Annotated in this window: 12 protein-coding genes and 3 pseudogenes; 8 read left to right on the plus strand and 7 right to left on the minus strand. The window is 51.2% G+C overall.

The genetic code is table 11. The features are described from left to right. Positions 1–92: 92 nt before the first annotated feature. From BGK49_RS31445 to panC, 3 genes and pseudogenes are all read left to right on the plus strand, one after another. A pseudogene (locus tag BGK49_RS31445) lies at positions 93–185 on the plus strand (hypothetical protein); the annotation flags it as partial. A 112-nt stretch (positions 186–297) separates the two neighbouring features. Beyond that, a complete protein-coding gene (panB, locus tag BGK49_RS11525) occupies positions 298–1,092 on the plus strand; it encodes a 3-methyl-2-oxobutanoate hydroxymethyltransferase (protein WP_000805451.1) in 795 nt (264 codons plus the stop codon). 11 nt (positions 1,093–1,103) lie between these two features. Next, positions 1,104–1,955 carry a pantoate--beta-alanine ligase gene (gene panC, locus BGK49_RS11530; protein WP_000905371.1) on the plus strand — a complete coding sequence of 284 codons (852 nt, stop codon included), beginning with the start codon at positions 1,104–1,106 and terminating at the stop codon, positions 1,953–1,955. 291 nt (positions 1,956–2,246) lie between these two features. Here panC and rpnC read toward each other — a convergent pair whose 3' ends face one another. Next, positions 2,247–3,143: a recombination-promoting nuclease RpnC gene (gene rpnC, locus BGK49_RS11535; RefSeq protein ID WP_000339949.1), complete on the minus strand. Its 897-nt coding sequence runs from the start codon at positions 3,141–3,143 to the stop codon at positions 2,247–2,249. A gap of 273 nt (positions 3,144–3,416) precedes the next feature. Here rpnC and panD point away from each other — a divergent pair, with 273 nt between their 5' ends. Then, positions 3,417–3,797 (plus strand): aspartate 1-decarboxylase, encoded by a 381-nt coding sequence (gene panD, locus BGK49_RS11540; protein WP_000621515.1) that lies wholly within the window; start codon positions 3,417–3,419, stop codon positions 3,795–3,797. Between the two features lie 3 nt (positions 3,798–3,800). On the opposite strand, the pseudogene BGK49_RS11545 reads toward panD, so the two are convergent. The 4 genes and pseudogenes from BGK49_RS11545 to BGK49_RS11560 form a co-directional block, all read right to left on the minus strand. Next, positions 3,801–5,031 (minus strand): annotated as a pseudogene (locus tag BGK49_RS11545) (polysaccharide deacetylase family protein). Between the two features lie 63 nt (positions 5,032–5,094). After that, positions 5,095–5,535 (minus strand): PTS sugar transporter subunit IIA, encoded by a 441-nt coding sequence (locus BGK49_RS11550; protein WP_000901982.1) that lies wholly within the window; start codon positions 5,533–5,535, stop codon positions 5,095–5,097. Positions 5,536–5,638: 103 nt separating this feature from the next. Beyond that, on the minus strand, positions 5,639–6,409 hold the full coding sequence (locus BGK49_RS11555; protein ID WP_000972200.1) for an ABC transporter permease: 771 nt from the start codon (positions 6,407–6,409) through the stop codon (positions 5,639–5,641). Next, a complete protein-coding gene (locus tag BGK49_RS11560) occupies positions 6,406–7,332 on the minus strand; it encodes an ABC transporter ATP-binding protein (RefSeq protein WP_000150637.1) in 927 nt (308 codons plus the stop codon). Before BGK49_RS11560 ends, BGK49_RS11555 begins: the two co-directional genes overlap by 4 nt. 108 nt (positions 7,333–7,440) lie before the next feature. On the opposite strand from BGK49_RS11560, the gene can reads away from it, so the two are divergent. After that, complete coding sequence (gene can, locus BGK49_RS11565) at positions 7,441–8,103, plus strand: carbonate dehydratase (RefSeq protein WP_000651584.1); 663 nt, start codon at positions 7,441–7,443, stop codon at positions 8,101–8,103. A 40-nt stretch (positions 8,104–8,143) separates the two neighbouring features. Here can and hpt read toward each other — a convergent pair whose 3' ends face one another. After that, positions 8,144–8,680 (minus strand): hypoxanthine phosphoribosyltransferase, encoded by a 537-nt coding sequence (hpt, locus tag BGK49_RS11570; protein ID WP_005030877.1) that lies wholly within the window; start codon positions 8,678–8,680, stop codon positions 8,144–8,146. Between the two features lie 205 nt (positions 8,681–8,885). Between hpt and gcd the strand changes: the two are divergent. Then, a pseudogene (gene gcd / locus BGK49_RS11575) lies at positions 8,886–11,276 on the plus strand (quinoprotein glucose dehydrogenase). A 46-nt stretch (positions 11,277–11,322) separates the two neighbouring features. On the opposite strand, the gene cueO reads toward gcd, so the two are convergent. After that, a complete protein-coding gene (gene cueO / locus BGK49_RS11580) occupies positions 11,323–12,873 on the minus strand; it encodes a multicopper oxidase CueO (RefSeq protein WP_001189607.1) in 1,551 nt (516 codons plus the stop codon). A gap of 165 nt (positions 12,874–13,038) precedes the next feature. Here cueO and BGK49_RS11585 point away from each other — a divergent pair, with 165 nt between their 5' ends. Together BGK49_RS11585 and speE are read left to right on the plus strand one after the other, a co-directional pair. Further along, on the plus strand, positions 13,039–13,386 hold the full coding sequence (locus BGK49_RS11585) for a YacC family pilotin-like protein (protein WP_001295568.1): 348 nt from the start codon (positions 13,039–13,041) through the stop codon (positions 13,384–13,386). Between the two features lie 105 nt (positions 13,387–13,491). Further along, positions 13,492–14,358, plus strand: a complete 867-nt coding sequence (speE, locus tag BGK49_RS11590; RefSeq protein WP_000818420.1) for a polyamine aminopropyltransferase — start codon at positions 13,492–13,494, stop codon at positions 14,356–14,358. The last annotated feature ends 11 nt before the right edge of the window (positions 14,359–14,369 follow it).

A 14,369-nucleotide genomic window follows, 5' to 3' on the forward strand; every position in this document is an offset into this window, starting at 1 on the left:
AAGACCGCACGAATATAACGGTGGGTTACCCCCAAACGAATCGGAAAATCGATACTGGAAAAACTCTAACTCGGTGGCCAGTTTTTGTTGACCACTTCAAGGCCACGCTACAACAGGATGGAACTATACCAATAGAAGCTGGTGAGTTTAAAGCCACCAGTACTTTCCAAGTAACCTACCCTTAATAAGTCCACCGCACCGCCATCATCTGGCGGTGCGGTAATTGATAAATCATTGCCCCCACCAATGTGACTGATAAAATGCCAGGCAACACGACATCATTTATCAGGACACGTTATGAAACCGACCACCATTGCTTCACTTCAGAAATGTAAGCAGGATAAAAAGCGTTTCGCGACCATCACCGCTTACGACTACAGCTTCGCGAAACTATTTGCTGATGAAGGACTTAACGTCATGCTGGTAGGCGACTCGCTGGGCATGACGGTTCAGGGTCACGACTCCACCCTGCCGGTGACCGTTGCCGATATCGCCTACCACACTGCCTCCGTACGTCGTGGTGCGCCAAACTGCCTGCTGTTGGCTGACCTGCCGTTTATGGCGTATGCCACGCCGGAACAAGCCTTTGAAAACGCCGCAACGGTTATGCGTGCCGGTGCCAATATGGTCAAAATTGAGGGCGGTGAGTGGCTGGTCGAAACCGTAAAAATGCTGACCGAACGTGCCGTTCCTGTATGTGGTCACTTAGGTTTAACCCCACAGTCAGTGAATATTTTCGGTGGCTACAAAGTTCAGGGGCGCGGCGATGAAGCGGGCGATCAACTACTCAGCGATGCATTAGCCTTAGAAGCCGCTGGGGCACAGCTGCTGGTGCTGGAATGCGTGCCGGTTGAACTGGCAAAACGTATTACCGAAGCACTGGCGATCCCGGTTATTGGCATTGGCGCAGGCAACGTCACTGACGGGCAGATCCTCGTGATGCACGACGCCTTCGGCATTACCGGCGGTCACATTCCTAAATTCGCTAAAAATTTCCTCGCCGAAACGGGCGACATCCGCGCGGCTGTGCGGCAGTATATGGCTGAAGTGGAGTCCGGCGTTTATCCGGGCGAAGAACACAGTTTCCATTAAGGAGTCACGTTGTGTTAATTATCGAAACCCTGCCGCTGCTGCGTCAGCAAATTCGCCGCCTGCGTATGGAAGGCAAGCGCGTGGCGCTGGTGCCTACTATGGGTAATCTGCACGATGGCCATATGAAGCTGGTCGACGAAGCCAAAGCCCGCGCCGATGTGGTCGTCGTCAGTATTTTCGTTAACCCGATGCAGTTCGACCGCCCGGAAGATCTGGCACGTTATCCACGGACCTTGCAGGAGGACTGCGAGAAGCTAAACAAACGTAAAGTGGATTTAGTTTTCGCCCCTTCGGTAAAAGAGATCTACCCGAACGGTACTGAAACCCATACTTACGTTGACGTTCCCGGGCTTTCGACCATGCTGGAAGGCGCGAGCCGTCCGGGGCATTTTCGCGGCGTTTCGACTATCGTCAGCAAGCTGTTTAACCTGGTCCAGCCGGACATCGCCTGCTTCGGTGAAAAGGACTTTCAGCAACTGGCGCTAATCCGCAAAATGGTTGCCGATATGGGCTTCGATATTGAAATTGTCGGCGTCCCGATTATGCGCGCCAAAGATGGCCTTGCGCTCAGTTCCCGTAATGGTTATCTGACGGCGGAACAACGCAAAATTGCGCCCGGTCTGTACAAAGTTTTAAGTTCAATTGCCGACAAATTGCAGGCTGGCGAGCGGGATCTTGATGAAATTATTGCCATTGCAGGGCAAGAACTGAATGAAAAAGGCTTCCGCGCCGATGATATTCAGATTCGCGATGCCGACACGTTGCTGGAAGTCTCTGAAACCAGCAAACGAGCTGTAATTCTGGTAGCCGCCTGGCTTGGCGATGCCCGCCTGATCGACAACAAAATCGTCGAACTGGCGTAATGCTTTTACTCTAAATAATTCAAGTTGCAGGAAGGCGGCAAGCGAGTGACAAATTCGTCAGGAACGAATTTGCCCAGCCGCAGGCTGGCCTTCGGTGAGAGACATGGATGTCTCTCATTAATCCCCAGGAGCTTACATAAGTAAGTGACTGGGGTTAGCGAACGCAGACACAGCACATGCAATTTAAAGTATGACGAGTATAACTGGCGCTACGGCTGATGGCGCCAATTATTAATTTGCCCCACGTCATGGCGATGGCGTCTGTAAGCAATTATTCATAACGCAGACAACTTAGTTAATCAGCCTATCAATCTCAGCAAGAGATAAATTTGTCATCTCTGCAACGTCTTCCCGAGACATCCCTTTACTCAGAAAACGCTGGGCGAATTCTTGCCTTTCCTCCTGTCTTCCCTGCTGAATCCCCTTCTCAATCCCTTTCTCTTCAAACCACTGCGCCAGCGTCATCATAGACTCCCCTCCCGTTTCCCTGTCTCTCAGCACACCATAAAACAAATCCGCTTGTTCAGTATGACCGCGTTGCAGCATATAGTTTTGCATGGCAACTAACTGACTTCCGCTAGTGTACCCTTCGTCAATCAGCGTGACCAGTTGCTCCAGCAATAACATTAAGTCGCGCTGGCGAATATGTTTTTGCAGTAGTTCGAGAATCGCAATCCGCCGATGTTGCATGATTTCGTCATCCGGTGTGATGGTGATATCCACCAGCGGGAAAGGACTGTTATAGACGCGTCGTGCCAGCTCCGGCGAGTAAAATATATCAAACCAGCACATTGAGAGCGGATAAGGTGTGGCCTCGCCCTGATAAAACAGTATCGGCACCACCAGCGGCAGCTTATCGTGATCCGCCTCCAGATGCCGGTGCATGGCAGCAATAGAATAACGCATCATGCGAAAGGCCATTTTCTTATCCGGCTTGCTTTGGTGTTCAATCACAACATGCAGATAACCGGGATTGCCCTGCATTTGCACGGAATAGAGCACGTCCGTGCTGTGTCCTTTCAGGCTCTCTTCAATGAAACTCCCCGACTCTAAATGAAGCGTGTTGAGGTCACAAAGTTCTCGTAATTCCACTGGCAAATGTATCTCCAGAAAGTCGCGAGCCGTCTCCGCGTGCATTAAAAATTGTTTAAACACTGCATCATGCGGTGTGGTACTCGGTGCATCCATCTTCCCTGCCTTCCGTGTTGTCTTGCGTGAAGGCAGTATCCAGTCAAGGCGTGCCATCGTCAGCCACCTCTTTAGTGTTTACCGAGCAGCGTTCAGAGAAATTTCAATTGGTTACAGCCGTTACATGGCACGCTTCGGCACGGTACGCAAACTGCTGATGTAAATGCCGTCAGATGAGTAGACACTAAACAAAAATCGGGCAATACTGCGTGAGAATTTCCTCAAAGCAGGCATCGCCTGCTTCGTTAACGACAGGGTAGAAAGGTAGAAGTTATGATTCGCACGATGCTGCAGGGCAAACTCCACCGCGTGAAAGTGACTCATGCGGACCTGCACTATGAAGGTTCTTGCGCCATTGACCAGGATTTTCTTGACGCAGCCGGTATTCTCGAAAACGAAGCCATTGATATCTGGAATGTCACCAACGGCAAGCGTTTCTCCACTTATGCCATCGCGGCAGAACGCGGTTCGAGAATTATTTCTGTTAACGGTGCGGCGGCCCACTGCGCCAGTGTCGGCGATATTGTCATCATCGCCAGCTTCGTTACCATGCCAGATGAAGAAGCTCGCACCTGGCGACCCAACGTCGCCTATTTTGAAGGCGACAATGAAATGAAACGTACCGCGAAAGCGATTCCGGTACAGGTTGCTTGATTGTTATCCCTGCGGCTGGTTACTCACCAGCCGCGACATCGTCTCCAGCGAATCCGTTCTTAAGATATAAAGTCGTTTTAGTAACAACGGATTATCCCCCGGTTTTACTTTGCCTTTCATGGTTGTCACCGCCAGGTGAAATCCGGCATCGTTTGCTGCCTTCACGGCTTTGTCATTAAATCCGCCAAACGGATACGAAAGATACCAGACATGCGGATTAAATTGCGCCAGAGCGCGGCGTGAACGTGCAAAATCAAACAGAATATTGTGTTCACTACGGCTCAGTAATATGGGGCGGCGATAACCATCCACCCGATGCAAAAAATGGGTATGTGACTGGAAATCAAAAACATCGCGAATTTCGTTAAGTTCAGAAACGCTCATAAATTGCAGCGATTTTGGGTCCCACTTCTGCGGGTGACGTTTGATGCGCGAGGTAACAATAAACGCCGTCGCCTTCATGCCATATTGTTTCAACACGGGATACGCATAGCGGCTCACCGATTTGAGGCCATCATCAAAGGTAATCACCACCGCTCGCGCAGGGAGATTGATCTTATTCTTCACGTAACCTTCCAGCTGCACCATGCTCAGTGTCGCGTATCCCCTGTCGCGCAGCCAGGCCATCTGGTTATTGAAAGCGCGTACTGAGGTGGTCGTCGAAGTATGGCGAAAACGGGTGTTTTCTTCATCGCGCAGAATATGGTGATAGGTTAGCACCGGCAGGCCATTATCGGGTTGGGCATCCAGCGCGCTGATATAGGCCAGTCGATCGCCAATACGGATCTGATACCAGGTTTGATTTAACCTGTCTTTCAGTTTATGCAAAATCGGGTAGCGCAAATTGTCCGCCAGTACCCCAAATGGCGCACTGCCCGCACTCGGCGCGTTATAGACCGGCGTATCTTTCCAGGTAATTAAGTTCTGATTACTCAGCGGCTTGTTGAGGTCACCCAAACCGTCTTCAACTTTTTGTCGCCCCTGAACTGGCTCGAGATGCCCTTTATCGATAAACCCTTTACCAAAGCCAAAATTAAATGCGTAATAACTTGCGGCAGTGGGCTCCACGGCGATGATTTGCCCGGCCCGAATATTCCCCACGGTCACCATCTTGTCGCCAATTTGCGCCCAGATCGCAGCATTTTCGATGGTTTGCATATAACGGGCAGGTAACGCGGCACTAACGCTTGCGGTAAACAGCATCAGCAGGATGAATAACAGCTTGTTTATACATGAAAAAATAACCGAGGGTGAAACAACGCTTGTATTGTAGCAAAAGCGCCATCAGAATCGCGGGTTAATACTCATACAAATTATGTTTGAGGACAAAAGGCGGATTTTTTTGTTGTTGGTGCCAAAGACTACTCACCTCCGGCGCACCCAGTTCGACAATACGCTCGCGAAACTCTGAACTGGTCATGGTTTCACGGCAAGCCATCATCTGTTCAATTAACAGTAACGTGACACCAGAAATCACTTCACAACGGGAGTGTTTATGGCTTAATAATGAAGCCACGCGGTACGGTGGCGCTCCGGCTATATCGGTTAAGAAGATGACACCCTCACCAGAGTCCGCTTCATGCAGAGCATCGCACATCATGCGGCTGAGCATATTAGAGCTTAATCCGCGCCAGAAATTCACGGCCCGGCACTGAAGAAGTGCCCCATGTTTTTTCTCCAGCGCATCCAGTATCTCTTGCGCCCGGTCATCGTGACAGGTAATTACCCAACCTAACATCGCCTTCCTCCTTAGCCGAAATCAGTCTATCCTGACCATTGTTGATAAAGGGTGATAGCCGTCAAAACTCCTCTCCCCCGAATCCAGAGGAGAGGAAATAGCCTTAGCTACGCAAACCACGTCCACGTTGGATCAGCGACCAACAGATCAAATAAAACACCACAATAAAGACCACCAGTACGCCAAAGGTAGTGGCCAGCGGCACATCATTTATACCGAGGAAGCCGTAGCGGAAACCACTGATCATATAAACGATTGGGTTCAGGTGCGACAGCCCTTGCCAGAACGGCGGCAACAAAGTCAGGGAGTAAAACACCCCGCCCAAATACGTGAGTGGCGTTAACACAAAGGTTGGCACCAGGCTGATGTCATCGAACGTTTTGGCAAACACGCCGTTCAGCAAACCCGCAAGGGAGAATAGCACCGCCGTGAGCACTAGGGTTAAGGCAACGAATACCCACGAATGCACCTGAAACGGCACAAAAAACAGTGAAATTGCCGTCACCAGAATGCCAACAAACAGACCACGCGCCACGCCACCGCCGACATATCCGGCAATAATGACGTGAGTCGGAACCGGCGCTACCAGCAGCTCTTCAATATTACGCTGGAACTTGGCACCAAAAAATGATGACGCGACGTTAGCGTAGGCATTGGTGATCACCGACATCATGATCAGCCCCGGTACGATGAACTGCATATAGCTGAAGCCATGCATATCGCCAATACGCGAACCTATCAGGTTACCGAAGATAATAAAGTAAAGGGTCATGGTGATGACTGGCGGCACCAGCGTCTGCACCCAGATACGCATAAAGCGATGGATCTCTTTCGCCCAGATGCTTTTTAGCGCCACCCAGTAAAGATGCATCATGCGCGATCTCCTTGTTTTTCATTAACCAGTGAAACAAACAGCTCTTCCAGACGGTTAGCTTTGTTACGCATACTTAATACCTGAATGCCCTGCTCACTTAACTGCGTAAATACGCTGTTGATCCCCTGCTCACGCAGCACTTCAACTTCCAGCGTCGCGGTATCGACCAGTCGATACTGATAGCCATCGAGCTTCGGTAACGGGCTTTTCGGTGCGAGATCGAGAATAAAGGTTTCCGATTTCAGCTTCGCCAGCAGCGCCTTCATCGAGGTATTTTCCACCAGCTCACCGTGTTGAATAATGCCGATATTGCGGCACAGCATTTCTGCTTCTTCCAGGTAGTGTGTAGTGAGAATGATGGTGGTGCCTTTGTCGTTTAAATCCTTCAAAAAGCCCCACATTGAGCGGCGAAGTTCAATATCCACGCCTGCGGTCGGTTCGTCGAGAATCAGTAGTTTAGGTTCATGCATTAACGCACGGGCAATCATTAAACGGCGCTTCATCCCGCCAGATAACATACGCGCACGTTCGTTGCGTTTTCCCCATAAATCGAGTTGTTTGAGATATTTTTCGCTGCGGATGTACGCTTCTTTGCGCTCCACGCCGTAGTACCCTGCCTGATTCACCACAATTTGCTGCACGGTTTCAAACGGGTTGAAGTTAAATTCCTGCGGCACCAGTCCCAACTGACGTTTAGCGTTCACGACATCCTTCTCGAGATCGTAACCAAATACGCTGACCCGCCCGGAGGTTTTATTTACCAGAGAGCTGATAATACCGATAGTGGTCGATTTCCCGGCCCCGTTCGGCCCGAGAAGCGCATAAAAATCACCCGCTTCGACCTGCAAATCTATTCCACGAAGCGCCTGAACGCCGCCTGGATAGGTTTTTTTAAGCTGTTGAAGTTCCAGTGCAATGGTCATAAATTTTTACTTACCTTACGTTCTTACACTTTATCTGTGGTTTAAATCGTCCCGGAGTTGCCCTATATTAGCCAAACGTAATTATTTGGTTACAGGTCGTTAACCTCCATGAAAGACATAGATACACTCATCAGCAACAATGCACTATGGTCAAAAATGCTGGTGGAAGAGGATCCCGGGTTTTTTGAGAAACTGGCACAAGCGCAAAAACCGCACTTTCTATGGATTGGATGTTCCGACAGTCGCGTTCCTGCAGAACGTTTAACCGGTCTTGAGCCGGGCGAACTCTTTGTTCACCGTAATGTTGCTAACCTGGTCATTCACACCGACCTGAACTGCCTTTCCGTGGTTCAGTATGCAGTGGATGTACTAGAAGTTGAACACATTATTATCTGTGGCCACTACGGTTGCGGCGGCGTACAAGCCGCAGTTGAAAACCCGGAACTGGGGCTTATCAACAACTGGCTGCTGCATATCCGCGATATCTGGTTCAAACATAGCTCATTGCTCGGCGAAATGCCGCAAGAGCGCCGTCTGGATACCTTGTGTGAACTGAACGTCATGGAACAGGTGTATAACCTAGGCCACTCCACCATTATGCAATCAGCGTGGAAACGCGGGCAGAAAGTTACCATTCACGGCTGGGCCTATGGCATTCACGACGGCTTGCTGCGTGATCTGGATGTTACTGCCACCAACCGCGAAACCCTTGAGCAACGTTACCGTCACGGGATTTCCAACCTCAAGCTGAAACACGCCAACCACAAATAAAAATGCCATGCCGGATGCAACACATCCGGCAACTTCACACTTACTCGTCCAGCAGAATCACTTTGCCGATATACGGCAGATGACGGTAACGCTGTGCGTAATCAATGCCGTAACCCACCACAAACTCATCCGGGATCGAGAAACCGATAAATTCTACCGGGACGTTCACTTCACGACGGGACGGTTTATCCAGCAGCGTACAAATCGCCAGCGACTTCGGTTCGCGCAGGCTTAAGATCTCACGCACTTTCGACAGTGTATTCCCCGAGTCGATGATATCTTCAACAATCAGCACGTCCTTGCCACGGATATCTTCATCCAGATCTTTGAGGATTTTCACATCACGGGTGGTGGACATGCCGCTACCGTAGCTGGAGGCGGTCATAAAGTCGACTTCATGAGATACCTGAACTTCACGGCACAGGTCCGCCACAAACATAAATGAGCCACGCAGCAGCCCCACCAGCACCATATCGCTGCCGCTGTCTTTGTAACGCTCAGTAATCTGACGACCCAGTTCGGCGATACGCGCTTTAATCTCCGCTTCGGGGATCATTACTTCTACAGTATGTTTCATATCTCTAACCATATGATTAAAAAACAAATCACTTCGCACGGGCAGGTTTTGGCACCGCAACAAAGCGCAAGACACGCAGTATACCAGTAAAACTATTCATTCGCGGAATCTGTTAATAAAGCTCGAATTGTGATGACGATCACACATGTTAAAACCTATAATTAATTGCTACTAAAATATTAATGAATTGAAATGGTGTCTCTTTATGGCAATTAACAATACAGGCTCGCGACGATTACTCGTCACGCTAACAGTCCTTTTTGCAGCGCTTTGCGGGCTGTATCTACTCATTGGCGGAGGCTGGCTGGTCGCGATTGGCGGCTCCTGGTACTACCCTATCGCTGGCCTTGTGATGCTCGGCGTCGCCTGGATGCTGTGGCGCAGTAAACGTGCCGCGCTTTGGCTATACGCCGCCCTGCTGCTCGGCACCATGATTTGGGGCGTCTGGGAAGTTGGTTTCGACTTCTGGGCGCTGACTCCGCGCAGCGATATTCTGGTCTTCTTCGGCATCTGGCTGATCCTGCCGTTTGTCTGGCGTCGCCTGGTCATTCCTGCCAGCGGCGCAGTTGCCGCACTGGTGGTGGCACTGCTGATTAGCGGTAGTATCCTGACCTGGGCCGGATTTAACGATCCGCAGGAAATCAACGGCACCTTAAGCGCCGATGCCACACCTGCGGAAGCTATCTCACCCGTTGCCGATCAGGACTGGCCTGCCTATGGTCGCAATCAGGAAGGTCAACGCTTTTCACCTCTGAAACAAATTAACGCCGATAACGTCCATAATCTGAAAGAAGCCTGGGTGTTCCGTACTGGCGATGTGAAGCAGCCGAACGATCCGGGCGAAATCACCAATGAAGTGACGCCGATTAAAGTGGGCGACACCCTTTACCTGTGTACCGCTCACCAGCGCCTGTTTGCGCTCGATGCCGCCAGCGGCAAAGAGAAATGGCATTACGATCCTAAGCTGAAAACTAACGAGTCTTTCCAGCACGTAACCTGCCGTGGCGTCTCTTATCATGAAGCCAAAGCAGAAACGGCTTCGCCGGAAGTGATGGCGGATTGCCCGCGTCGTATCATTCTTCCGGTCAATGATGGTCGACTGATTGCGATTAACGCTGAAAACGGCAAACTGTGCGAAACCTTCGCCAATAAAGGCGTGCTCAATCTGCAAAGCAATATGCCAGACACCAAACCGGGTCTGTATGAACCGACTTCGCCACCGATTATCACCGATAAAACCATCGTGATGGCAGGTTCAGTTACCGATAACTTCTCAACCCGCGAAACGTCTGGCGTGATCCGTGGTTTTGATGTCAACACCGGGGAGCTGCTGTGGGCTTTTGATCCCGGCGCGAAAGATCCGAACGCAATCCCGTCTGACGAACACACCTTTACCTTTAACTCGCCAAACTCCTGAGCACCAGCGGCCTATGACGCGAAGCTGGATCTGGTCTATCTGCCGATGGGCGTGACCACGCCGGATATCTGGGGCGGTAACCGCACACCGGAACAGGAACGTTATGCCAGCTCGATTCTGGCGCTGAATGCCACTACCGGGAAACTGGCGTGGAGCTACCAGACCGTTCACCACGACCTGTGGGACATGGATCTTCCGGCACAGCCGACGCTGGCGGACATCACCGTTAATGGTCAGAAAGTGCCAGTTATTTACGCTCCGGCGAAAACCGGCAACATTTTTGTGCTCGATCGTCGCAATGGCGAACTGGTGGTTCCGGCCCCGGAAAAACCGGTGCCGCAAGGTGCTGCGAAAGGCGATTACGTTACTCCGACCCAGCCGTTCTCTGAACTGAGCTTCCGTCCGAAGAAAGATTTGAGCGGTGCGGATATGTGGGGAGCCACCATGTTTGACCAACTGGTGTGCCGCGTGATGTTCCACCAGATGCGCTATGAAGGCATTTTCACGCCGCCATCTGAACAGGGCACGCTGGTCTTCCCGGGTAACCTGGGAATGTTTGAATGGGGCGGGATTTCCGTTGATCCAAATCGTGAAGTGGCAATTGCCAACCCAATGGCACTGCCGTTTGTTTCGAAACTGATCCCACGCGGTCCGGGTAACCCGATGGAGCAGCCGAAAGATGCCAAAGGCACGGGTACGGAATCCGGCATTCAGCCACAGTACGGTGTACCGTATGGTGTCACGCTCAACCCGTTCCTCTCACCGTTTGGTCTGCCGTGTAAACAGCCAGCATGGGGTTATATCTCGGCGCTGGATCTGAAAACCAATGAAGTGGTGTGGAAGAAACGTATTGGTACGCCGCAGGACAGTATGCCGTTCCCGATGCCTGTACCGGTGCCGTTCAATATGGGTATGCCGATGCTGGGCGGGCCAATCTCCACGGCGGGTAACGTGCTGTTTATCGCCGCTACGGCAGATAACTACCTGCGCGCTTACAACATGAGCAACGGTGAAAAACTGTGGCAGGGTCGTTTACCAGCGGGTGGTCAGGCGACGCCAATGACCTATGAAGTGAATGGTAAGCAGTATGTGGTGATCTCCGCAGGCGGTCACGGTTCATTTGGTACGAAGATGGGCGACTATATTGTGGCTTATGCCCTGCCGGATGATGTGAAATAACCATAATGCCCGGAGAGATCCGGGCATATTTCCGAATACGGTCTTTTTATACCGTAAACCCTAACATCATCCCCGTATCTTCATGCTCCAGCAGATGGCAGTGCGCCATATAAGCATGTTCTTTCGGTGCGTCGTGATTAAACTTCACCAGCACTTCACTGACATTGCCTTCTACCTTAACGGTATCTTTCCAGCCCGCGCGATGAGCCGCTGGCGGTTTGCCATTTTCTGACAAGATACGGAACTGCGTGCCGTGAATATGGAACGGATGCAGCATCATGTCGCCCACGCCAGAGATAACCCAACGTTCGTACTGCCCTTTCGCCGCCGCAAACATCGGCTTATTCATATCAAACGCCTGACCGTTGATTTTATTGGCATGGTGGAAATCGAACTTCCCGCCGTGGTTCATATGATTCATATTACCGTGCCCCATATGGCCCATCATCTGGCTGTGATCCATTCCGGCCATCGCCTGATCGCCATATTTCTCCATTAGCATCTGCATACCCATCATATCGAGCATCGGGTCCATAGAAAGTTGCAGCTTGCGTACCGTCAGCCCTTCCAGCGAAGGTAACGCAGGCAGGCTACTTAATGTGTCTGGCAAAGCACCGGAGGCACTAATAGCAATCGGCTGAATCCGCATTACCGGATGCGGCTTGTCAAACGGCGCAATCGCCATCCCCATCTGGCTGACCGGTAGCGTCACCAGGTCAAAGGGTTTGTTGTCGTTAACCTCCACCAGCACTTCAAAACGCTCGCCCATCAGCACCGGCAGCTCGCTCACCTTCACCGGTTCAGGTAGCAGACCACCGTCGCTGGCAATCACATACAGCGGGCGATTGTCGCTGGTGGCGAAATTGAGCGAGCGGGCATTACAGCCATTGAGCAAACGCAGGCGCAGCCAACCACGCGGGGCAGCGTGTTGTGGGTAGATTGCACCGTTGGTCAGCAGCGTATCGCCAAACCAGCCCACGGCGGCGGTCATCACATCCAGTTGATAATCAATCTGCCCATCAGCGTTAAATTTTTTATCCTGAACAATCACCGGAACATCATCGATACCCCACTGTTTTGGCAGCATTAATTTCAGGATCTCGTCATCTTCAATTACCACCAGCCCAGCCAACCCCATCGCCACCTGTCGCCCAGTCTTGCCATGTTGATGTGGATGGAACCAGCAAGTAGCGGCAGGTTGATCAACGTTCAACGTCACCGAGCGCTTGCCACCTGGTGGAATAATTCCCTGCGGGCCGCCGTCGACTTCACCCGGTACTTCCAGCCCGTGCCAGTGCAACGTCGTCTCTTCCGTCAGTTGGTTATAGATATCAACCGTTACCGCTTTGCCGCGCTGTAATTTCACCGCCGGCCCCAGCAGATTGCCGTTATAGCCCCAGGTAGTTGCAGTTTTCTCGCCAAAGGTAGACTGACCTGCGCCAATAGTTAACTGAATGCGATTACGGGCATCGGTCGTGAGCAAATCAGGGATCGGTAACGTTGGGCGTTCCGCCGCAAAGACTGCGCGGCTCCACAGCGGCAAGGCTGAAGCCACACCCAGCGCGACGGAATATTTTAAGAAATCACGACGTTGCATAGTTATTTCCTTATTCTTAAGCAGGCGAAACAAAATCAAACGTTGAGCATAGTCCTTCCCCTTACGGGAAGGTCAAGCCGCAGACACAATTTAATCGACAATAATGGTCGTCGCCTCGCTCGCAGTGTGCTAACGTTTATCTTCTTTAAGCCCCTGGTAGAAGCAATGAAGACGTTTTTCAGAACAGTGTTATTCGGCAGTCTGATGGCCGTTTGCGCAAACAGTTACGCGCTCAGCGAGTCTGAAGCCGAAGATATGGCCGATTTAACGGCAGTTTTTGTCTTTCTGAAGAACGATTGTGGTTACCAGAACTTACCTAACGGGCAAATTCGTCGCGCACTGGTCTTTTTCGCCCAGCAAAACCAGTGGGATCTCAGTAATTACGACACCTTCGACATGAAAGCCCTCGGTGAAGACAGCTACCGCGATCTCAGCGGCATTGGCATTCCCGTCGCTAAAAAGTGCAAAGCCCTGGCCCGCGATTCCTTAAGCCTGCTTGCCTACGTCAAATAATCCCTGATACCTTTTTGTAGAAATATTGACCGTGCATCCGCGGTCAATGTTAGCTATTATGTTGCGCCCTTTTTTTACGGGTGTTAACAAAGGAGGTATCAACCCATGGCCGAAAAAAAACAGTGGCATGAAACGCTACACGACCAGTTTGGGCAGTACTTTGCGGTAGATAACGTTCTGTATCATGAAAAGACCGATCACCAAGATCTGATCATTTTTGAGAACGCTGCATTTGGTCGCGTAATGGCGCTGGATGGCGTAGTACAAACCACCGAGCGCGACGAGTTTATCTATCATGAGATGATGACCCATGTTCCGCTACTGGCCCACGGTCACGCGAAACATGTGCTGATTATCGGCGGCGGCGACGGTGCCATGCTGCGTGAAGTAACCCGACATAAAAACGTTGAGTCAATCACGATGGTGGAAATCGATGCGGGTGTCGTGTCGTTCTGCCGTCAGTATCTGCCCAACCATAACGCCGGTAGCTACGACGATCCGCGCTTTAAGCTGGTGATCGACGATGGCGTCAATTTCGTTAATCAAACCAGCCAGACCTTTGATGTCATTATCTCCGACTGCACCGATCCTATCGGTCCCGGCGAAAGTCTGTTCACCTCAGCATTTTATGAAGGCTGCAAACGTTGCCTGAATCCTAGCGGTATCTTCGTCGCACAAAACGGCGTCTGCTTTTTACAGCAGGAAGAAGCCATCGACAGCCATCGCAAACTCAGCCATTACTTCAGCGACGTTGGCTTTTATCAGGCGGCGATCCCGACCTATTACGGCGGTATCATGACTTTTGCATGGGCGACAGATAACGACGCCTTACGCCATCTCTCAACCGAAATTATTCAGGCGCGTTTTCTCGCTTCTGGCCTGAAATGCCGTTATTACAATCCGGCAATCCATACGGCAGCTTTTGCCTTACCTCAGTATCTGCAAGATGCACTGGCTTCACAGCCGTCCTAAGGAGAAGATAA

Origin of the sequence: Shigella sp. FC1544 (assembly GCF_001722145.1) — a bacterium.
GTDB lineage: Bacteria > Pseudomonadota > Gammaproteobacteria > Enterobacterales > Enterobacteriaceae > Escherichia > Escherichia coli.